Origin of the sequence: Aeromonas sp. 9A, assembly GCF_963900955.1 — a bacterium.
In the GTDB taxonomy this organism is placed as follows: Bacteria; Pseudomonadota; Gammaproteobacteria; order Enterobacterales; family Aeromonadaceae; genus Aeromonas; species Aeromonas salmonicida.
This window is the reverse complement of record NZ_CAWRFG010000001.1, coordinates 2,008,718-2,027,716: the sequence shown is the minus strand read 5'-3', so window position 1 is coordinate 2,027,716 and position 18,999 is coordinate 2,008,718. Positions and strand designations below refer to the sequence as shown.

The following is an 18,999-nucleotide window of genomic DNA, read 5'->3' as shown; positions in this document are numbered from 1 at the left end:
CACTTGCGGGCTTTTTTTATGGTCGTTACAGGCTGCGGGGACGCAGGTGGGCGTGCCAGCGGGCTTCCCACTTCTTGAACAGCCAGACGATGACGAAAGTAAGCAGCATGTAGAGCAGGCCTGCGGTCAGGAAGGCCTCGAACGGGCTGTAGTAGCGGGAATTGATGATCCGCGCGGCGCCGGTCAGGTCGACGATGGTGATGATGCCAGCCACCGCCGAGCCCTGCAGCATGAAGATCACCTCGTTGCTGTAGGCGGGCAGCGCACGGCGAAACGAGTTGGGCAAAATGATGCGGGTGAGGGTTTGCCAGCGGCTCATGCCAAAGGCGTTGGCCGCTTCAATCTGCCCCTTGGGCATGTTGAGCACGGCGCCGCGCACTATCTCTGCGGTGTAGGCGCCGGTATTGAGGGTGAACGCCAGCAAAGCGCAGAACCAGGCTTCGGCAAACAGGGTCCAGGCTGCGCTGTTTTTCAGCCACTCCCACTGGGCAGCGCCGTAGTAGATGATAAAGAGCTGTACCAGCAAGGGGGTGCCACGAAAGAAGTAGATATAAGCCCAGATCGGCCCCTTGATCAGCCAGTTGCGACTGTTGCGCAGTATCCCCATGGGCACCGCCAGCGCCAGACCGAGTATGAGGGATGCAGCCACCAGCAGCACTGTGGTGTAAAGCCCCTGCCAGTAGGTAGGCCACTCTTTGAGAATGATTGAGAAATCCATGGCTTACCTCGTCTTTATCGCATAGTGACGCTCGGCCCATTTCAGTGCCGAGGTGGAAACCGCAGTGAAGATCAGGAAGATCAGGGCCACCGCCATGTAAAAGGTGAAGGGCAACTGGGTTGAGCCTGCCGCCAGGGACGCTTTGCGCACCATGTCATCGAGGCCGATGATGGAGACCAGCGCCGTGGTCTTGAGCAGTACCAGCCAGTTGTTGCCAAACCCCGGCAGGGCATGGCGCATCATCTGGGGAAACAGGATCCGGACAAAGACCTGGGTCGCCCGCATGCCAAAGGCGCGAGCGGCTTCCAGCTCCCCCTTGTCCACCGCCAGAATGGCGCCGCGGAATGTCTCTGTCATGTAGGCACCGAAGATGAAACCTATGGTGGCGACCCCGGCCGCAAACGGGCTGATATCGATGTAATCAGGCAGCAGGGAGACCCACTCCTGATTGGGATTGCTCTCAAGCAAGAAGTTGTTGTAGGTCTCGTTGACCCAGGCACAGACGCTGTTGATCAGCACCTGACCGCCGAAGAACAGCAGCATCATCAGCACCAGATCGGGAATGCCGCGAATGACGGTGGTGTAAGTGGTCGCAATGCCCCTGGCCCACTTGTAGGGCGACAGTTTGGCGAGCGCCCCCAGCATCCCCAGCAGCAGTGCCAGCAGCAGCGAGGCCAGCGCCACTTCCAGAGTGACCCAGGCGCCCTCCAGCAGGGAGGCTTCGTATCCTTTCAAATCAAACATATGCAGCTCCATTGCACATTGAGTGGGCTCGCCCCTCCCAAGCAGAGGCTCCATATTCTTTAAAACCACACATATGCAGCTCCATTGCAATCAAGCAGGCCCATCACTCCTTGCAGGAGATAACGGGCCCGATATGACGACTGACGGCAGTCAGCCTGTCGTTCCTGGTTCGCCGTCGGCACCGCAAGGACCCCAAGCCTCCTCCTGGCTCTTTCATACAAGGGAGGGAGTTTGCAACGCCTCCCCCTTGTGAAGGGGAGGCCAGGAGGGGGGGTTGATGATCCGCCGTAGACGACGTTCGGTTGTTATTCGCCGTAGACGTCGCTTTCTTACGCGCCGTAAACGTCTATCTGCTTATTCGCCGTAAACGTCGAATTCGAAGTACTTGTCGTTGATTTCCTTGTACTTGCCGTTGGCGCGCAGGGCCAGGATCGCCGTGTTGAATTTCTCTTTCAGATCCTTGTCAGCCTTGCGAACGGCGATGCCGGCACCCTCACCAAACCACTTGGGATCGGTCAGTTTCGGGCCGACGAATTCAAAGCCGTCACCGCCCTCTTTTTTCAGCAGACCATCCGTGATAGCAGCGGAATCGGCCAGCACATAGTCGACGCGACCGGATTTCAGATCGAGGTAGGCTTCATCGGCGGTGCCGTAACGCTTGATGGTGGCGTTGGGGAAGTTGTCGGTGATGTAGGTATCCATGGAGGTAGCGCGTTGCACCGCCACGGCCTTGCCATCCATGAAGGCCTTGTCGAGCTGTACGTCAGTGCCTTTCTTGGCGGCGAAGCGAGCCGGAATGTGCTGGTACTTCTGGGTGAAGTCCACCTTCTTCTTGCGCTCTTCCGTGATGTCCATGGTGGCGATGATGGCGTCATATTTGCGCGACAGCAGCGCCGGTATGATGCCGTCCCAATCCTGTTTGACTAGGGTGCACTTCACCTTCATCTCTGCGCACAGGGCGTTGGCGATATCGATGTCAAAGCCTTTCACTTCGCCACTGGGCTCGGTCCAGGAGAAGGGAGGATAAGCACCTTCCACCCCGATCCGCACTTCTTTCCACTCCTTGGCCATCAGGCTACCGGAAGACAGGGCAGTCACTATGGCAGTCGCCAGCATCAGCTTGTTCATGTATCTCTCCTTGATAAAATCGTCGACTGTTAACGTTGGATCCCGCCCATCAATAGATGGAAGAGATAAATTGCTTGAACCGTTCCGATTTGGGATGGGCGAAAATCTCCTTGGGGTTGCCCTCCTCTTCCACGCGCCCCTGATGCAAAAACATTACCTTGTTCGACACATCACGGGCAAACGACATCTCGTGGGTCACCACCAGCATGGTGCGCCCCTCTTCGGCCAGCTCACGCATCAGGCCGAGCACCTCACCCACCAGCTCGGGATCGAGCGCCGAAGTGGGTTCGTCAAACAGCATCACTTCGGGATCCACCGCCAGCGCCCGGGCAATGGCCGCACGCTGCTGCTGACCGCCGGAGAGGTGACCCGGGTAGTAATCCCGGCGCTCCCACAGGCCCACCCGATTGAGCAGATGCTCCGCCTTGGCGATGGCTTCGGCGCGGGGGATCTTCAGCACCTGGATAGGCACCTCTATGATGTTCTGCATGATGGTCATGTGCGACCAGAGGTTGAAACTTTGAAACACCATGGCCAGACGGCTACGGATACGCTCCACCTGACGCACATCCTCCGCCAGCCGCTCGCCAGCCCGGTTGGTTTTCATCCGGATAAGCTCGCCATGAAGCGAAACCGTGCCGGAAGAGGGTGTTTCCAGCAAATTGATACAGCGAAGAAAGGTCGACTTCCCCGAGCCGGAGGAGCCGATCAGGGAGATCACGTCCCCCTTGTGGGCGGTCATGTCGATGCCCTTGAGCACTTCGTGGGTGCCGAAATACTTGTGCAGTTCACGAACTTCCAGTGCGGCAACGTCGCTCATCCATTACAACCTTGTCTGTCCCTAGACGCCGCTACGGCGTGACTCAGCCATCGTCCATTTAACAAAAAGTTAACCGATGGCAACCTTCAGCGAAAATATCACTCGACTAGTCAAAAAACAATACAGAACGGTGGTCTTTGGTGTTTTGTCTGTATTTTTATTGGTCTAATCGGTATTTTTCAGCACTTTGTCTGCATAAAACCCTATCCAGACCAGTACGGCAACACCGCCTTTTTATACCCACATCGCAAGGGTGGCAAGAAAATTCCTGCATCATGGTCATAACCGTACCCAAGCAGCTTTATTCACCCTGCGGATGTTTGCATCTTGTTGAAAAGTGGGCTGACTCGTCGATTCTCCTGCTGCACCAAGGCGAGCCACTGCGCCACATCAGTGCATGGATTTGCACCAAAAACATAACAACTTGATAAAAAAGCCCCGGATGAAACATCCAAACTCACAGATATGTGACACAGAGCCAATAAGTAGTGATAAGGTGTCATTTTTATCAGTTTTGTGATCGAGGCCCCGATGTTGCTCAATGTATTGCTGATCCTGCTGCCGCTGGCAATCGGCTATCTGATCCCCCTCTCTTCCGCCCGGCTCATCAAGCTGGTCAATCAGTCGCTGGGCAAGATGGTCTATCTCATCCTGTTTCTGATGGGGCTGGGGCTCGCCTATGTGGAGAACCTGGGCAGCAACCTTGCGGTGATCTTCAAGGTGGCCGGTGTCATGCTGGCCGCGATTACCTTCTGCAACCTGCTGGCGCTCTGGTGGCTCGACAAACGCAGCCCGCCGACCCATGAGGCGAGTGACGCCAAGATGCCGAGCAAGCTGCACCTGCTGTGGGAATCACTCCAGCTCTGCTTCGTGGTACTGGGGGGCGTGCTGCTGGGACTGCTGGTGGATCTGCGGATCTTGCCCATCGACAAGTTGAGTGAGTGGGCCCTGATGTTGTTGCTGCTGCTGATCGGGGTGCAGATGCGCAACTCTGGCATGCGACTGCGCCAGATCCTGCTCAATCCCTGGGGCATGAAAATCGCCTTCACCGTTATCGTCAGCAGCTGGCTGGGCAGTCTGCTGGCAGCCCAGTTGCTCGGCATGCCATTCAGTCATGGCTTGGCGATCAGCTCCAGCTTCGGCTGGTATTCGCTGTCGGGCATTCTGGTGGCCGACAAGCTGGGGCCTGTGCTCGGCTCCGCCGCCTTTATCAACGATCTGGGTCGCGAGCTTATCGCCATTCTCATCATCCCCATGTTGATGCGCCGCCACCCCTCTGCCGCCATCGGCTACGGTGGCGCCACTGCGCTGGACTTCACCCTGCCGGTCATTCAGAAATCCGGTGGCATCCAGGTAGTGCCGGTGGCGATTGTCTCAGGCTTTATCCTGAGCCTGCTCGGCCCCATCCTGATCCTGGGCTTCCTGGCCATTTAAACCTGCCAACCCCATCACGCCCGACCCGAGTGTCGGGCTTTTTTGTGCCAACCCCTTGCCGCCGGTTCGCCAGCCATAGGCAAGCAGAGCCGGATCCGCTAGGCTCACCCTCAGTTTTCATTTGCTGGTCAACCCTAGCCCCATGAATTATCTGGCTCATCTGCATCTGGCTGCCCATACCCGAAGTTCCCTCACCGGCAATCTGCTGGGGGATTTTATCAAGGGACCGCTGCCAAGCACCCTCGCCCCCGAATTCGACGAGGGGATCTGGCTGCATCGCAAGATTGATGCCTTCACCGATGCCCACCCGGAGCACAGGGCGGCGGTGGCCTGCTTCGAAGCGCCCTGGCGCCGCTTTGGCGGCATACTGGTGGACATGCTCTACGACCACTGGCTCAGTGTGTACTGGTCACAGTTTTGTGCAGAGCCTCTGCACCGCTTTTTGCAGCGCAGCTACGACCAGCTCTTGGCAGATCACCTGCTGCTGGCAGACGGCTTGCCAGCGGCACTGAAACGGATGGCGGAGCAGAACTGGATTGCCTCCTATCGTCACAAAGAGGGGCTGGGCCGGGCCCTCAACGGCATAGGCCATCGTCTGCGCCGCCCTGTGTTGCTCGGCGATGCCCTCACCACCCTGGATGAGATGGATTGGCACACCTGCGAGCTGGGCTTTCTGCGCTTCTATCCCCAACTGATGGCATTTAGCGAGCAGCAGCTCGCCCACTATCGAGAGACAGGCGGCCACGCGGGATTGCGGCCATAAAAAACCGGACCCAGGGTCCGGTTTGCAGATAAAGGCGCACTGAACCAGTGCCTTATTTCTCTTCTTGTGAAAGCTCACCCTTCTTCTTGCGAATGCTGAGGCCCAGCTCCCGGCCGCGCAGGCGGGCGTAATAGATGGTGCCGACAAACGCCAGTGTGGTGAACACCAGTTCAACCACAGCCAGCCAACGCTCCCCCTCATCCGTGGTGATCAGCGTCAGGGCGTGCAGGAAATAGGGCATCAGCACGAAGTTGCCCCAGGCGTGGGTGTAAGGGTTGCCCTGTACTATGCCCTTGAGCGGGAACAGGAGCGGCACGGTCCAGATCACCGGTAGCAACCAGGGATTGAGGTCAGGGTGGGGAGAAAGAAACAGGTGCCAGAGGATGACCCAACCCAGCAGGCCAAAGAAGCCGACCAGGGTCAGCAGACGGGCGAAGCGAGTGGTCACTTGAGGATCTCCAGCACTTGCTCGGGGGGGCGGCCGATTCGGGCCTTGCCATCTTTGATGACGATGGGGCGCTCGATGAGCTTGGGATGCTGGTGCATGGCGCGAATGAGGGCATCGCCGCTCTGATCTGCCAGCCCCAGCTCTTTGTAGAGATCTTCCTTGGTGCGCATCAGCTGGCGCGGATCGGCAAAGCCCAGTTGGGTCAGCAGGGTGCGAATGACATCTTCACTCGGCGCCTGCTCCAGATAGAGCACCACATCCGGGGCGATCCCGTGCTGTTCCAGCAGGGCCAGGGTTTCACGGCTCTTTGAACAGCGCGGATTGTGGTAGATTTGGGTCTCGCTCATGGTAACTCCCTGATATGGCAAGATGGGACAAGAAACGGCGCTATTGTAGGGGAAACGGATGGTCAGGGTAAGCGGCAGGGCAAAGGAAATGAAACGAATTTGTTGGATGATTGTGGCCGCTCTGCTGACAGCCTGCTCCCCGGCCCCCGAGTTCAGCAACGACCAGGGTCAGCCGGTGACACTGGCGCAGTTTGCCGGCAAGCCGCTCCTGGTCAACTACTTCGCGCCCTGGTGCACCCCCTGCCTGCGGGAATTGCCGCTGCTGGAGACACTGGCGCAGGAGGGCAAGATAACCGTGGTGGTGATCAGTTACGATCCTGCCACCCCGGCCGAGCTGGGAGCACTGGCCAGTCGCCATCACATCAGAGTCCCGCTGCTGATCGCAGATAAAGAGGCGCACCTCCCCTTCTCTCTCCCAACCGGGCTGCCCACCAGCTATCTGCTCGATGGCGAGGGCATGTTGCAATCGACGCTGGTGGGAGAGCTCGACGAACAGAAGATTGCCGCCCTCAAGGTGCGGGCTGCGCAATTTCGTTAGAGAAGCTCCCCTCCCCTTGCCAGGGGAAGCACCGATGCACCTTCCTGACATTTGAGCGTCTGCGACGCTTCTCTTGCATCACGAGTCTGCCGCCCCGCTCCCTTCTGAAGGGTGGCCGGGAAGAGTCTTCCACCCGGAAAGAAAACGGGGCGGGCCATTGCTGGCACACCCCGTTTCACCGCTTGTCTGAGTCATCACCCTTTCAGGCTGTCGAGATCCTTTTTCGCGCGCTCCAGCTCTGTGATGCGCGCCTCCAGTCTGGCCAGGGTCAGCTTGTCGCTGGTGGTGCCACGGGCCACGATCAGCTCGTCGATGGCGGCTTGATAATCCCCCCGCAGGGAGAGCATCTCGGCGCGCGCCATGTGCAACTCTGTCATTCTGCCCGCCTTGCGATAGGCATCGGAGAGCAGGTTCCAGGCCAGGCTGTTCTCTTCGTGATCCCGGGCATAGGGGTCCAGGATGGCGATGGATTTCTTGTAATCGCCCCCTTCCAGATAGGCGTTACCCAGATTTACCACCACCACTTCGTTATCCGGCATGCGGGCGCGGAACTTCTCCAGCCGTGCAATGGCCTGGGCGCTGCGTCCCTTGGCGAGATCGATATCGGTCAGGGCATCGACCACGAACAAGTCTTCCGGATGACGGGTTGCCAGCTCCTGCATCAGGGTGTCAGCCTCATCGGTGCGCTTGAGTTGCAACAAGGCCAGCGCCTTGCCATAGGTGGCCGCATCCTTGAGGGGGTAATCCCCTTTTTGCAGACGGCTGTCGAAATAGCTGAGCAGCGCCTGTGGGGTCTCGGTGCCATAGCGCACCTGAATACGCACCTTGGCCAACCAGAAGTCGAGGCTGGGGGGCAAGTTGCGGCGCCCATAGCTGTTGGCTCGGCCACGGGCCTCGGAGATCCGGGTCTCGGGCAGGGGGTGAGTGAGCAGCATCTGGGGCGGCTTGCTGGCGTAGCGATACTCGGCCGCCAGCTTCTGGAAGAAGTTGGCCATGCCCATGGGGTCAAACCCTGCGTCATACAGGGTCTTCATGCCGATCCGGTCCGCTTCATATTCGTTGTCGCGGGTGTAGTTGATGGCCGATTGCATCGACAATCCGAGGGTGGTCTGCAAGGCGGCGATACCGGCGGTGGGGTTGATCACCGCGAGCGCAATGGAGCCCACCAGCCCGGCCAGGGTCATGGCTGAGCTGCTCGCCTGCGCCTCCATGTAGCGGGCAATGTGGCGCTGGGTCACGTGGGTGATTTCGTGCGCCAGTACCGAGGCCAGCTCGCTCTCGCTGTCGGCATAGAGGAAGAGGCCGGTGTGCACCTTGACCCGACCGCCGAGGAAGGCGGCCGCGTTGATGCTGGGATCATTGATAAGGAAGAAGGTAAAGGGAAAACGCACCCCGTCGGCGTTGGTCAGCAAGCGCTGCCCCAGATCGTCTATGTACTGACTCAGCACGGGATCATCTATGATCGGCAAACCGGCCCGGGCGAAACGCATGAAGGCATTGCCATAGCGTACCTCCTGCTCGATGGGCAGGGCGGCCACCCCGGCGGTGCCTATGTCGGGAAGCTGATTGCTCGCCTGGGCATGGAAAGTGGCACCCATCAGGGAAGCCAGCAGGGGAAGCGATGCCATCAAAGGGGAAAAGCGTGCCACGTTATCTCTATCTCCAATCAGACCCTACCGGGACACCGGCAGAATACCCTTGCCCCTCAAGGGCTACAAGCGTTGTTTCATGCTCTTATCACGGCCATAATAACCGCTTCATGCCCGATGGAGCCCCTATGGAACACCTCGATCTGACCCCCTGGCGCTGCCCGGAGCCACTGATCCGGCTCAAGCTCTGGTTGCGTCAGGCGACGCCCGGTCAATCCTTGTCCATTCAGCTGGCAGACCCGGGCTCCCGGCAGGATATTCCAGCCTACTTGCAACGCCAGGGGCACAACTTCTGGTTGCGACAGGAGCCGGACAATACGATCTTTTTGCAGTTGGTTGTCGGGGCCAAACAGCCATCATGAGCCCCAGTCACGAAAGGATGCTGTCATGTTAGAAGTACTCAAGCGCTGGTATCAGACCCGTTTCTCCGACCCCGATGCGGTCACCCTCTTCCTGTTGCTGGTGTTCGGCTTTGCCGTGCTCTGGCTGTTTGGCAACCTGCTGGCCCCCATACTGGTGGCCATCGTCATGGCTTATCTGCTGGAATGGCCGGTCAACCGGCTGCAACGGACCGGGCTCTCCCGCGCGCTAGCCACCACGCTGGTGCTGCTGCTGTTCATCGCACTGACAGTGATGGCCTTGCTGGGACTGATCCCGACCCTGGTGAGTCAGGGCATCAATCTGGCCAAGGAGTCCCCCTCCATGCTGGCCCATGCCCAGGACTATGTGCGCACCCTGCCGGACCTCTATCCCGAGATCATCGACGTCACCCTGGTCGAGACTGTGATAGACAACATTCGCCAACGCATCCTGAGTGGCGGCGAGCATCTGGTGAGCGCCTCTCTCAGCTCGCTGGTGAACGTGGTGGCTCTTCTTATTTACCTCATTCTGGTGCCGCTGATGGTGTTCTTCATGCTCAAGGACAAGCAGCCATTGCTCAGCGGGCTCACCCGCTTCATGCCGCGCAACCGGGCTCTGGTCAAGCGGGTCTGGACCGAGATGAACGGCCAGATCATCAACTATGTTCGGGGCAAGGTGATCGAGATCCTTATCGTCGGGGTGGCTACCTATATCCCCTTTGCCCTGATGGGACTGCGCTACTCCGCCCTGCTGGCGGTGGCGGTCGGCTTCTCCGTGCTCATTCCTTACATAGGCGCGGCAGCGGTCACTGTACCTGTGGCCATGGTGGCCCTGTTCCAGTGGGGATTCTCTTCTGATTTCGTCTGGCTGATGGTGGCCTATCTGGTGATCCAGGCCCTCGATGGCAACCTGCTGGTGCCTCTGCTTTTCTCCGAGGCGGTCAACCTGCATCCGGTGGCCATCATCATAGCCGTGCTGGTGTTTGGCGGCCTGTGGGGGTTCTGGGGCGTCTTTTTCGCCATTCCCCTCGCCACCCTGGTCAAGGCGGTGATCAATGCCTGGCCCAAGCGGGATGATCCGGCCCTGCCCGGCGTCTGAGGGCGCATGCACCTCTCCGGTGACAGAGGGTGACAACCAGCAATCATAAAACAAAGAAGGGAGCCCACGGCTCCCTTCTTCGTCATGCAATAGCGGTTGTCGATATCAGAGCCCGGCCAGAAATGCCGTCAGTGCCTGATTGACGAAGGCGGGATTTTCCAGCGTGGAGATGTGGCCAGCGGCCGGTATCTCCTTGAAGGGGCAACCCAGCACTTCAGCCATCAGATAGCCTTCCAACACGGGGCGCGCCTTGTCTTCGCAGCCGGTCATGACCAGCGCCGGCACCCTGATCTCTTCCAGCCAGTCGATACGGTCTTCCCGGGTCACAAAGCTGCGGCCCACCGCCACCAAGGCGGCTATCTTCTCCCCCGGCCAGGAGGCAAGGCGTTCCTTGAATCCGTCAACCAAGGCCGCATTCGGCTGATTGGCAAAAAACAACGGCGCCACCTGCTCCACTATGGGGGCCGGTATTGCGCCGAGCTGCCCAATCATGCCCAGCATGCCGAGGTAGCGCTCACAGGTGATCTGGGGCTCGAGACCGACGAAGCTGTCCATCAGCACCACTCCCTTGAGACGGGTCGGTGCCATCCTGGCCAGCTCGACACCCCACATGCCACCGATGGAGAGACCCACCAGCACACACTCTTCGACCCCGAGGGCATCGAGCAGCGCCAAGTGATCCCGGGCCAGGGTCGCCAGGGTACAGGGACCTTCCGGCAACCGGTCGGAATCGCCATGGCCCCACAGCTCGGGCACGATACAGCGGTACTGGCCCTTGAGCGCGGCAATCTGCGGCGCCCACATGGCGCTGTCCCACAGGTAGCTGTGGCCAAACAACAGAACCGGGCCCTGCCCCTCGTCCAGATAGGCCATTTGGCGGCCCGCTATCTCCATAAATTGCTTCATGTTTTCTCCTGTTGCCTGCTGCTGATGATAAGACGGCAATGCAAATCGCCATAAATGGCGTCATGTTTTTTCTATTGCCAGCGGCTGATGAGGCGGCAGTGTAAATCGCCATGCTGTTTTGCTGCCAGCGACGGGGCGGCAGTGTAACACGCAGTCCTTGGCAGTGGCGCCTCCCTGGTGCAAGCTGAAGGTGACTCAAGGAAAGGACTCAAAAAGGAGAAAGCCATGCCGAAGGAAAAGAGCAAGAAGCGCTCGCGTCTGGACAAGAAGTGCTATGAGCATCACCTCACCCATCTGCAGGAGGAGCTGGTCAAGCTGCAGGAGTGGGTCAAGCAGGAGGGGTTAAAGGTAGTGGTACTGTTCGAAGGACGGGACGCCGCCGGTAAAGGGGGCGTCATCAAGGCGATTACCGAACCGCTCAACCCCCGGGTCTGCCGGGTCACCGCCTTGCCCGCCCCCTCCGATAGAGAGCGATCCCAGTGGTATTTTCAACGCTATGCCGCCCACCTGCCCGCCGCCGGTGAAATGGTGCTGTTCGACCGTTCCTGGTACAACCGGGCCGGGGTCGAGCGGGTGATGGGGTTTTGCAGCGATGCGGAGTATCGCGAGTTTCTGCGGGCCTGTCCCGAGTTTGAACGCATGCTGATCCGCTCAGGGATCACCCTGATCAAATACTGGTTCTCGGTCTCGGACGAAGAGCAGGAGAAGCGTTTCAAGGAGCGGATCAACACCCCCATCAAGCGCTGGAAGTTCAGCCCCATGGACTTGCAATCCCGTTCGCGCTGGGTGGAGTACTCCCGCGCCAAGGATGACATGTTCACTTACACGGACACGGAAGACTGCCCCTGGTTCGTAGTCGATGCCGACGACAAGCGCCGGGCACGCCTCAACTGCATCGCCCACCTGCTCGGCAAGGTGCCCTACGAGGCGATCCACTACGAACCCATCAAGCTGCCCCCCATCAAGACAGAGGGGTACGAACGCCCGCCGCTGGCCAGCCAGACCTTTGTACCCGACATTACCGCCGAGCTGGAGGCCTGATCACCATCACCCTGCCTGCCATGTTTCCCGAACGGCAGGCAATAAAAAGCCGGTCTGACGACCGGCAAAAAGGCATTGAATACTAAGGAAAACCAGCGCAAAAAAATCAGGTACGAATGTACTTGGCGGTACGAGGGAACGCCTGCTCTTTGGCGTCAAACAGATAACAGGCTTCAGCCGGGATACCCACGCTGTAGGTCTGACCGGTAGCCACATCCACGTCCGAGGTGGCCTTGACGGTAAAGTCGTGACCATCCACATCCATATAGACAAAAGACTCGGCGCCCAGGTGTTCAGCCACCTGCACTATCCCGCTCACCTTGCTGTGAGCATGGGGGTGACTGAGCGGGAACAGATGCTCGGGACGAATACCCAGCTCTACCTTGTCACCGACCGAGCCACGACGGGCATCAACCCGCGCCCGCACCGTATCGCCGGAGGTGAGTTTGACCACACACTCCTGCTCGCCAATCTCCAGCAATTCGCCCGACAGGAAGTTCATCTTGGGTGAGCCGATAAAGCCCGCCACGAACTTGTTGTCCGGGTTGTGGTAGAGATCGAGCGGGGTGCCGAACTGCTCCAGGTTGGTTTGGGCCTCGCCCTTGAGCGGGCTCAGCACCACGATGCGGTTGGCCAGTGTCATGGCTTCCACCTGATCGTGGGTCACGTAGATGATGGTGGAGTTGAGCTCCTTGTGCAGTTTGGCGATCTCGATGCGCATCTTGACCCGCAGGGCGGCATCCAGGTTGGACAAGGGTTCGTCAAACAGGAACACCTGCGGCTGCTGCACTATGGAGCGACCTATGGCCACTCGCTGGCGCTGACCGCCGGAGAGCGCCTTGGGTTTTCTGTCCAGCAATGGCTCAAGCCCCAGGATTTCGGCGGCGCGCATCACCCGCTTGTGAATGTTCTCCTTGTCCATCTTCTTGAGCTTGAGGCCAAAGGCCATGTTCTCGTAGATGTTCATGTGCGGATAGAGAGCGTAGGACTGGAACACCATGCCGACGTTGCGCTCAACCGGCGGCACGTCGTTCATGTAACGACCGCCGATAGTCAGCTCACCGCTGGTGATGTCTTCCAGACCCGCGATCATCCGCAGCAGGGTGGACTTGCCGCAGCCGGACGGGCCGACGAAGACGATGAACTCCCCTTCCTTGATGGCCAGGTTGATGTTGCGCAGCGTGTCCTTGTGGACCGCCGGATCGTAGTTCTTGCGAACGTTGTTGAGTACTACTTCAGCCATGACGAGCTCCGCTCTTGAATCTTTGCAAATCGTGACGGCGGGGGGAGTCAGCTCCCCCGGCCATAAACTTAACCTTTCACACCGCCAGCGGTTAGGCCGCCGACCAGCCAGCCCTGTGACAGACCAGCAGGAACACCTTGAGGCTGGCGACGTGGCAGGTGCGGCAAGACACTTAACCTTTCACACCACCGGCGGTTAGGCCGCCGACCAGCCAGCGCTGCGCCATCAGGAAGACCACAGTAATGGGCAAACCCGACAGGACGGCTGCAGCCGCAAAGTCACCCCACAGATAGTTCTGCGGATAGAGATATTGCTGGGCACCGACCGCCAGGGTCAGGTTGTTCACATCCTGCAGCAGGATGGAGGCCACGGGGACCTCAGTGATGGTTCCGATGAAGGCCAGAATGAACACCACCGCCAGAATGGGCACCGACAGGGGCAACAGGATCAGGCGGAACGCCTGCCACGGGGTCGCCCCATCGATGGCTGCCGCCTCTTCCAGAGAGGAGTCTATGGTCTCGAAGTAGCCCTTGATGGTCCAGACGTGCAGCGCTATGCCGCCCATGTAAGCCAGGATCAGGCCACCGTGGGTGTTGAGACCCAACCAGGGCACATAGTCACCTATCTTGTTGAACAGCGCATAGATGGCCACCAGTGCCAGCACGGCCGGGAACATCTGGAAGATCAACATCCCTTGCAATATGGTCTGCTTGCCGCGAAAACGCAGGCGGGCAAACGCATAGGCACAGGTGGTCGACAGCGTCACTATCATCAGGGCAGTGATGCCGGCGATCTTGATGGAGTTCCACAGCCAGGTCAGCACGGGGAACGGCGGCGGCGTGATGCTGCCATCAGCGTTGGTGATGGACATGCCCAGCGCCAGCTTCCAGTGATCCAGGGTCGGATCGGAGGGGATGATTTCCCCCACCGAGAAGTTACCGTTACGAAACGAGATGGCGATGACCATGATCACCGGGAAGATGATCAGCGCCAGGAAGGCCCACATGACCAGGTGGGTTGCCCACACCCGGTATTTGACTGATTTGGGTTGTACGATAGCCATTGAGAAGCCTCCTTACTGTTGCTTGTCGGCTTTGGACAATTTCAGGTTGAGCAGTGCAAGCGCGCCGACGATCAGGAAGATGGCGGTAGCGATGGCACTGGCCAGACCGTAGTCCTGACCACCCGAGCCCTGGAACGCAATCCGGTAGGTGTAGTTCACCAACAGATCCGTGGTACCGGCCGGGGTACTGGCGCCTATGATGTCCGGTGCTCCGTTCGTCAACAACTGTATGAGTACGAAGTTGTTGAAGTTGAAAGCAAAGGATGCAATCAGCAGCGGGGTGAGCGGCTTCATCAAGAGCGGAACCGTGATCTTGAAGAAGTTCTGCACAGGACCGGCACCGTCCATGGCGGACGCCTCGTAGAGATCATCCGGAATGGCTTTGAGCAAGCCCATGCAGAGGATCATCATGTAGGGGTAACCAAGCCAGGTATTGACAATGAGGATCATCACCTTGGCCAGGAAGGGGGTGGTGTACCAGTCCGGCTTGATGCCGAACGCCGCTTCCAGGAACAGGTTGATCTCGCCGAAGTTCTGGTTGAACAAGCCCTTGAACACCAGGATGGAGATAAACGCCGGTATCGCATAGGGCAGGATCAGCATGACCCGGTAGAAGCCGCGACCTCTAAGCTGTTCCCACTGCACCAGACATGCCATCACCATGCCGATGGCCAGGGTGAAGCCCACTGAGCCGGCGGAAAAGATCACTGTCCAGACGAAGATCTGCATGAAGGGACCCTGGATACCCGGGTCTGTCATGATGCGCACGAAGTTTTTCCAACCCACGCTCACCACGAAACCGGGGGCCATGCCCTTGCCGACAAACTGTCCCTGCTCGTCGATGTATTGATAGAAGCCGGTGTCACCGTTGGGCAGCATCAGCTCGCCGGTCTGGGTGTCACGCAGCAGGTTGCTGTCTTTGATCACCACGCCGGATTTGAGCACGGCGCCATCCATCAGCCGGGTGTACTGCTGCTTCTGGGCGGCAAACTTGCGCAGGCTGCTCAGGGTCAGGTGAATGCCACCTTCCGGCAATACCAGATCCAGCGCGCTCAGGTGAGTGCGATGATCGACGATGGCACGAATGGGGGCCACCTTGTCCACGGCCTCTTCTGCCAGAGGCTGCAACTGAACAACCTGGACTGCGTCCTGCACTCTGCCCTCGCGGACAGCCAGTTCACGGGCCTTGTTGTTCATCAGAGTAAGGGGTTGACTGATAAAGGCTTGGTCGTCCTGTTTCAGCAACAGCTGAAACTGACTGTTCTCACCACCCAGCAGGGTGAAATCGAATTCACCGCCAGCCACCTTGTAGCTTTTTTTCAGATGGTAATCCCGTGCCTGCTCAAGGGAGAGCAAGTTGGCTCCCGAGTAGTTGGTGAAGGCGATGCCGATCGTGTAGGCAAGAGGGAAGATGATAAACACAACCATGCCAGCCACACCGGGGAAGATATAGCGGTGGGCATAAGTCTTCTTGTTCATGAAGACATACAGACCGACGGACACCACCACCAGATCGAGCAGAGCGAATACCCACTCACCGCTGGCGTACATCATCACGGCCGCATAACCGTTGAGGATAGCTACCAGAGCAGCGATGGTCCACTTAAGCCAGGTGTGCTTATCCTTCGGACCGGCATAGGATTCAATAGAAGGTACTACTTCCATGCCAATTAACCTTTATAACGCCAAGAGAGATTTGAGAGAGTGGGAGGCCGTTGCGGCCTCCCGGGTAGTGCATGCTTACTGAACGATACGCTTGGCAGCGGTATCCAGGGCTTCGTCAACGCTCTGACGGCCGGAGGTCACGTTCTTGAGGGCAGTTTCGAAGGAAGACCAGAAACGGCTCATCTCAGGCACGGACGGCATCGGCTCGCCATTCTGGGCGTTCACCATGGTTGCCTTGATGTGCGGATCGGATTCCAGGGTCTTCTGGAAGGACTTCAGTGCTACGGCACCCAACGGCTTGTCGGCGTTGACCGGCGCCAGACCGGCATCGGTCAGCAGGTAGTTTTCCAGGAACTCGATAGCCAGATCCTTGTTCGGGCTGGCGGCGTTGATGGTCGCACCCAGTACGCCAACGAAGGCTTTGGCCGGGTTGCCCTTCAGGGTCGGCAGGGACGCTACACCGTACTTGATGCCGCTCTTGTCCAGGTTGCTCCAGGCCCAGGGACCGTTGATCATCATGGCCACTTCGCCCTTGTTGAACTTGGCGTCCATCACACCGTAGTCGATGCCTTTTTCCAGGTGACCGGATTTGATCATCTCGGAGATATAGCCAACACCGGCCTTGGCACCTGCGTTGTTCACGCCGGTATCTTTCACGTCATAACCGGTAGCGGTTTTCTTGAAGGCATAGCCACCGTTGGCAGCCACCAGCGGGTAGCTGAAATAGGGGGTGTCATAGGCCCACATGATGGCGCGCTTGCCATTTTTCTTCAGCGCTTCGTCGATCTTGGCGATCTCTTCGAAGGTTTTCGGCGGCTCGGGCAGCAGATCCTTGTTATAGATAAGGCTCACGGCTTCTACCGCAACCGGATAACCGTAGGTCTTGCCATCCACTGCCATGGCATCCCAGGCGAACTGTTCAAACTTGGCTTTGGTGGCTGCGTTCGGGGTAACAGGTACCAGCAGACCGGCCTTGACCCACTCACCGTAACGGTCGTGAGCCCAGAAGAAGATGTCCGGACCGTTGCCGGTGGCAGCAGCTTGCTGGAATTTCACTTCCACCTGATCAGGGTGAGCAACCGTCACCTTGATGCCGGTTTCGGCTTCAAACTTCTTACCTACTTCAGCCAGACCATTGTATCCCTTGTCACCGTTAATCCAGATGGTCAGTTGACCTTCGTCAATGGCGGCGGTGGCAGAGCAAGCCACGCCCAGAGTAGCCAGACCGATCAGGGATGACAGCAATTTCTTTTTCATGAGCCTTTCCTTGTATTAGTTCCGCGCTGTAAGAGCATTGTGTGCGAGATGAATATTATCCCAAGCCGCTACTGCCTCACATGACGCAACTCGCATTTTTGAAATGCAATTACGTATTTTCTTCCAGAAAGTTATGAAAACATTTTCTTATTTCAGGGGGTTATCGCCATTTACTGGCATATTTCTCGCCAAAAACAGAAATTAAATTACCAAATGGAAATAAAAAAACACAAATGAAAGGGTTTTCACCGTATTGAAAACCCTTTCACGGTGGTTATTCTGTTTAAATTGTTAACAAAGCACCGAGTTGGTTTCGAGGCGACTTACCCCATTAAATAAAAAGACACCGCAGCGAAGTGCGGTGTCTTTTTGCCAAAAATGGAAAGCAGATCACATTACGACTGGCGCAGCAGCTGATCCTTGAGATTGGGTGGCACGCCGCGAATGGTCAGGGTATCTGTCTGAGGATCGTAAAACACCCGGCTGTTCAGCAATTTCTGCTCGAAGCTCAGGGTCAGACCGCCACCGGAGCCGACGAACTTGGTCAGGCCCCGCAGGGTGGAGCGATCGGCGGGGAAGCGCTCTTCCAGCTCATACTCCTGACCGATGAAGCTGTAAAAATCGAGGTCGCCGTCACCGGGTAATTCTGCGGAGAGCTCCTTGATTTCGATCTCTTCACCGGCGCTGGCCTGCTCGGTGCAATATTTGAAGACTTGCTTCTTGTAGTCGTTGCGCTCGGCCGGTTCGAGCTGACGACTGTCGCAATAATCGTCCACCGCCTGCAGCAGCCCTTTATTTTGGATCTTGGCATCCATGCCCTCGCGGGCACCCAGCAAGTCCATGAAAAAGTCGCCCAGTTTGCGACCGACCCGCCCCTTGCTGAAAGTGATATAACGGCGAGAGTCTGGCTGGGTTTTCCATTCGGTCAAATCGATGCGGGCCACCAGATTGAGCTTGCCGATATCCAGATAATGGATATGGCGCAAGTCCAGCGCCTCGCTGACGGTGACGCTTTCCTTGCCTTCCAGCAGGGCGACCATCAGGTAATCGACCCCCACATAGTTGTATTTGGCAAACAGCAATACACCCTGCTCGTCGAGGGCGTGATCCACCAGGTTCTTGACCAGCAGCTGGGTCATATTGACCGAGAAGGGGACGAATTCGAGCTGATCGCCGAGCAGCTGCTCGAGGGCAATGCGAAAGGCGGGAGAAGGCTGCTTGGGGGCTTCCTCACCGTCGGCCAGCTCGGCGACGGCAGCTTCGGGGTCAGCGAAAAAGCCAAAGCCCTTGCCACCCTTGCCGTTGTAAATGCGATGCAGCTCCGCCATCAGCCCCTGAACTGCCTCATCAGCAGGCAGGGTCTGGCTGCGGGTGTCGGCGTGAGGTTGACCATCGCCGCCCTGGCGCAGGGAGTGAAGAATGATCTTGTCGATATCGAGACTCATGTCACAAAGCCATAGTGTTAGCCGAAAGGGTGAAGTATTATAAGGCGCTTTGAACCGAGATGAACTGAAGATTATGCCCATCGTATCAAAGTACACAAACCAGCAATTTGATGACCTGATGAATGACCTGATCACTGTACTGGAAAAGCACAAGGCGCCTGTCGACCTCAGCCTCATGGTGCTGGGTAACGTGACGACCAATATCATCAACGGCATGGCCCCGGCACAACGCCAGGCGATCACTGAAAAATATGTCCAGGCACTGACTTCCTCGGTCGACACTCGCCACGACACTCACTGAGTCGCCGCCTTTTTTTGACGTTTCTCAAAGC

The 18,999-nt window shown here is 58.1% G+C and carries 20 protein-coding genes; 7 read left to right on the top strand and 13 right to left on the bottom strand.

The genetic code is table 11. The annotated features are described in order from the left end of the window. Window positions 1–25: 25 nt before the first annotated feature. From AACX78_RS09615 to AACX78_RS09600, 4 genes are all read right to left on the bottom strand, one after another. Window positions 26–718 carry an ABC transporter permease gene (locus AACX78_RS09615; RefSeq protein ID WP_005310139.1) on the bottom strand — a complete coding sequence of 231 codons (693 nt, stop codon included), beginning with the start codon at window positions 716–718 and terminating at the stop codon, window positions 26–28. A gap of 3 nt (window positions 719–721) precedes the next feature. Then, window positions 722–1,462: an ABC transporter permease gene (locus tag AACX78_RS09610; protein ID WP_159166054.1), complete on the bottom strand. Its 741-nt coding sequence runs from the start codon at window positions 1,460–1,462 to the stop codon at window positions 722–724. A gap of 354 nt (window positions 1,463–1,816) precedes the next feature. After that, window positions 1,817–2,590 (bottom strand): ABC transporter substrate-binding protein, encoded by a 774-nt coding sequence (locus AACX78_RS09605; protein ID WP_005310135.1) that lies wholly within the window; start codon window positions 2,588–2,590, stop codon window positions 1,817–1,819. A gap of 49 nt (window positions 2,591–2,639) precedes the next feature. Next, window positions 2,640–3,410, bottom strand: coding sequence for an ABC transporter ATP-binding protein (locus AACX78_RS09600; RefSeq protein ID WP_005310133.1), 771 nt, complete (start codon window positions 3,408–3,410; stop codon window positions 2,640–2,642). A gap of 531 nt (window positions 3,411–3,941) precedes the next feature. On the opposite strand from AACX78_RS09600, the gene AACX78_RS09595 reads away from it, so the two are divergent. Beyond that, window positions 3,942–4,844, top strand: a complete 903-nt coding sequence (locus AACX78_RS09595; RefSeq protein WP_034523538.1) for a lysine exporter LysO family protein — start codon at window positions 3,942–3,944, stop codon at window positions 4,842–4,844. Window positions 4,845–4,986: 142 nt separating this feature from the next. Further along, window positions 4,987–5,607, top strand: a complete 621-nt coding sequence (locus AACX78_RS09590; RefSeq protein ID WP_159166053.1) for an acyl carrier protein phosphodiesterase — start codon at window positions 4,987–4,989, stop codon at window positions 5,605–5,607. Between the two features lie 52 nt (window positions 5,608–5,659). On the opposite strand, the gene AACX78_RS09585 is transcribed toward AACX78_RS09590, so the two are convergent. Next, window positions 5,660–6,055 (bottom strand): DUF2069 domain-containing protein, encoded by a 396-nt coding sequence (locus AACX78_RS09585; RefSeq protein ID WP_005310127.1) that lies wholly within the window; start codon window positions 6,053–6,055, stop codon window positions 5,660–5,662. Next, the gene (arsC, locus tag AACX78_RS09580) at window positions 6,052–6,402 is read right to left on the bottom strand and encodes an arsenate reductase (glutaredoxin) (protein ID WP_021138542.1); all 351 of its coding nucleotides are present in this window, start codon (window positions 6,400–6,402) and stop codon (window positions 6,052–6,054) included. Before arsC ends, AACX78_RS09585 begins: the two co-directional genes overlap by 4 nt. A gap of 58 nt (window positions 6,403–6,460) precedes the next feature. Here arsC and AACX78_RS09575 point away from each other — a divergent pair, with 58 nt between their 5' ends. After that, window positions 6,461–6,940, top strand: coding sequence for a TlpA family protein disulfide reductase (locus AACX78_RS09575; RefSeq protein ID WP_159166052.1), 480 nt, complete (start codon window positions 6,461–6,463; stop codon window positions 6,938–6,940). Between the two features lie 194 nt (window positions 6,941–7,134). Here the strand turns inward: AACX78_RS09575 and AACX78_RS09570 are convergent, their stop codons facing one another. After that, window positions 7,135–8,589 carry a beta-barrel assembly-enhancing protease gene (locus AACX78_RS09570; protein WP_353851636.1) on the bottom strand — a complete coding sequence of 485 codons (1,455 nt, stop codon included), beginning with the start codon at window positions 8,587–8,589 and terminating at the stop codon, window positions 7,135–7,137. A gap of 128 nt (window positions 8,590–8,717) precedes the next feature. On the opposite strand from AACX78_RS09570, the gene AACX78_RS09565 reads away from it, so the two are divergent. Both AACX78_RS09565 and AACX78_RS09560 read left to right on the top strand, forming a co-directional pair. Next, a complete protein-coding gene (locus AACX78_RS09565; RefSeq protein WP_099992557.1) occupies window positions 8,718–8,951 on the top strand; it encodes a sulfurtransferase TusA family protein in 234 nt (77 codons plus the stop codon). Window positions 8,952–8,976: 25 nt separating this feature from the next. Then, entirely contained in the window at window positions 8,977–10,047 is a 1,071-nt protein-coding gene (locus AACX78_RS09560) for an AI-2E family transporter (protein ID WP_021138538.1), read from the top strand. A 105-nt stretch (window positions 10,048–10,152) separates the two neighbouring features. Here the strand turns inward: AACX78_RS09560 and AACX78_RS09555 are convergent, their stop codons facing one another. Continuing rightward, window positions 10,153–10,953 carry an alpha/beta fold hydrolase gene (locus tag AACX78_RS09555; RefSeq protein ID WP_159166051.1) on the bottom strand — a complete coding sequence of 267 codons (801 nt, stop codon included), beginning with the start codon at window positions 10,951–10,953 and terminating at the stop codon, window positions 10,153–10,155. A 225-nt stretch (window positions 10,954–11,178) separates the two neighbouring features. Between AACX78_RS09555 and ppk2 the strand changes: the two genes are divergently transcribed. Then, the gene (ppk2, locus tag AACX78_RS09550; RefSeq protein ID WP_159166050.1) at window positions 11,179–11,994 is read left to right on the top strand and encodes a polyphosphate kinase 2; all 816 of its coding nucleotides are present in this window, start codon (window positions 11,179–11,181) and stop codon (window positions 11,992–11,994) included. A 106-nt stretch (window positions 11,995–12,100) separates the two neighbouring features. Here the strand turns inward: ppk2 and AACX78_RS09545 are convergent, their stop codons facing one another. The 5 genes from AACX78_RS09545 to yejK form a co-directional block, all read right to left on the bottom strand. Beyond that, on the bottom strand, window positions 12,101–13,237 hold the full coding sequence (locus tag AACX78_RS09545; protein ID WP_059113441.1) for an ABC transporter ATP-binding protein: 1,137 nt from the start codon (window positions 13,235–13,237) through the stop codon (window positions 12,101–12,103). Between the two features lie 172 nt (window positions 13,238–13,409). Next, window positions 13,410–14,300, bottom strand: a complete 891-nt coding sequence (malG, locus tag AACX78_RS09540; RefSeq protein ID WP_017412117.1) for a maltose ABC transporter permease MalG — start codon at window positions 14,298–14,300, stop codon at window positions 13,410–13,412. A 12-nt stretch (window positions 14,301–14,312) separates the two neighbouring features. Then, the gene (gene malF, locus AACX78_RS09535) at window positions 14,313–15,965 is read right to left on the bottom strand and encodes a maltose ABC transporter permease MalF (protein WP_159166049.1); all 1,653 of its coding nucleotides are present in this window, start codon (window positions 15,963–15,965) and stop codon (window positions 14,313–14,315) included. 75 nt (window positions 15,966–16,040) lie between these two features. After that, window positions 16,041–17,222: a maltose/maltodextrin ABC transporter substrate-binding protein MalE gene (malE, locus tag AACX78_RS09530; protein WP_005310106.1), complete on the bottom strand. Its 1,182-nt coding sequence runs from the start codon at window positions 17,220–17,222 to the stop codon at window positions 16,041–16,043. Window positions 17,223–17,617: 395 nt separating this feature from the next. Continuing rightward, the gene (gene yejK / locus AACX78_RS09525) at window positions 17,618–18,667 is read right to left on the bottom strand and encodes a nucleoid-associated protein YejK (protein ID WP_165484289.1); all 1,050 of its coding nucleotides are present in this window, start codon (window positions 18,665–18,667) and stop codon (window positions 17,618–17,620) included. A gap of 73 nt (window positions 18,668–18,740) precedes the next feature. Here yejK and AACX78_RS09520 point away from each other — a divergent pair, with 73 nt between their 5' ends. After that, window positions 18,741–18,968 carry a YejL family protein gene (locus AACX78_RS09520; RefSeq protein ID WP_005310102.1) on the top strand — a complete coding sequence of 76 codons (228 nt, stop codon included), beginning with the start codon at window positions 18,741–18,743 and terminating at the stop codon, window positions 18,966–18,968. Window positions 18,969–18,999: the final 31 nt, after the last annotated feature.

Coding starts and splice junctions, on each gene's coding strand:
- AACX78_RS09615 (WP_005310139.1), bottom strand. CDS start 718: ATGGATTTCTCAATCATTCTCAAAGAGTGGCCTACCTACTGGCAGGGG.
- AACX78_RS09610 (WP_159166054.1), bottom strand. CDS start 1,462: ATGTTTGATTTGAAAGGATACGAAGCCTCCCTGCTGGAGGGCGCCTGG.
- AACX78_RS09605 (WP_005310135.1), bottom strand. CDS start 2,590: ATGAACAAGCTGATGCTGGCGACTGCCATAGTGACTGCCCTGTCTTCC.
- AACX78_RS09600 (WP_005310133.1), bottom strand. CDS start 3,410: ATGAGCGACGTTGCCGCACTGGAAGTTCGTGAACTGCACAAGTATTTC.
- AACX78_RS09595 (WP_034523538.1), top strand. CDS start 3,942: ATGTTGCTCAATGTATTGCTGATCCTGCTGCCGCTGGCAATCGGCTAT.
- AACX78_RS09590 (WP_159166053.1), top strand. CDS start 4,987: ATGAATTATCTGGCTCATCTGCATCTGGCTGCCCATACCCGAAGTTCC.
- arsC (WP_021138542.1), bottom strand. CDS start 6,402: ATGAGCGAGACCCAAATCTACCACAATCCGCGCTGTTCAAAGAGCCGT.
- AACX78_RS09575 (WP_159166052.1), top strand. CDS start 6,461: ATGGTCAGGGTAAGCGGCAGGGCAAAGGAAATGAAACGAATTTGTTGG.
- AACX78_RS09565 (WP_099992557.1), top strand. CDS start 8,718: ATGGAACACCTCGATCTGACCCCCTGGCGCTGCCCGGAGCCACTGATC.
- AACX78_RS09560 (WP_021138538.1), top strand. CDS start 8,977: ATGTTAGAAGTACTCAAGCGCTGGTATCAGACCCGTTTCTCCGACCCC.
- AACX78_RS09555 (WP_159166051.1), bottom strand. CDS start 10,953: ATGAAGCAATTTATGGAGATAGCGGGCCGCCAAATGGCCTATCTGGAC.
- ppk2 (WP_159166050.1), top strand. CDS start 11,179: ATGCCGAAGGAAAAGAGCAAGAAGCGCTCGCGTCTGGACAAGAAGTGC.
- AACX78_RS09545 (WP_059113441.1), bottom strand. CDS start 13,237: ATGGCTGAAGTAGTACTCAACAACGTTCGCAAGAACTACGATCCGGCG.
- malG (WP_017412117.1), bottom strand. CDS start 14,300: ATGGCTATCGTACAACCCAAATCAGTCAAATACCGGGTGTGGGCAACC.
- malF (WP_159166049.1), bottom strand. CDS start 15,965: ATGGAAGTAGTACCTTCTATTGAATCCTATGCCGGTCCGAAGGATAAG.
- malE (WP_005310106.1), bottom strand. CDS start 17,222: ATGAAAAAGAAATTGCTGTCATCCCTGATCGGTCTGGCTACTCTGGGC.
- yejK (WP_165484289.1), bottom strand. CDS start 18,667: ATGAGTCTCGATATCGACAAGATCATTCTTCACTCCCTGCGCCAGGGC.
- AACX78_RS09520 (WP_005310102.1), top strand. CDS start 18,741: ATGCCCATCGTATCAAAGTACACAAACCAGCAATTTGATGACCTGATG.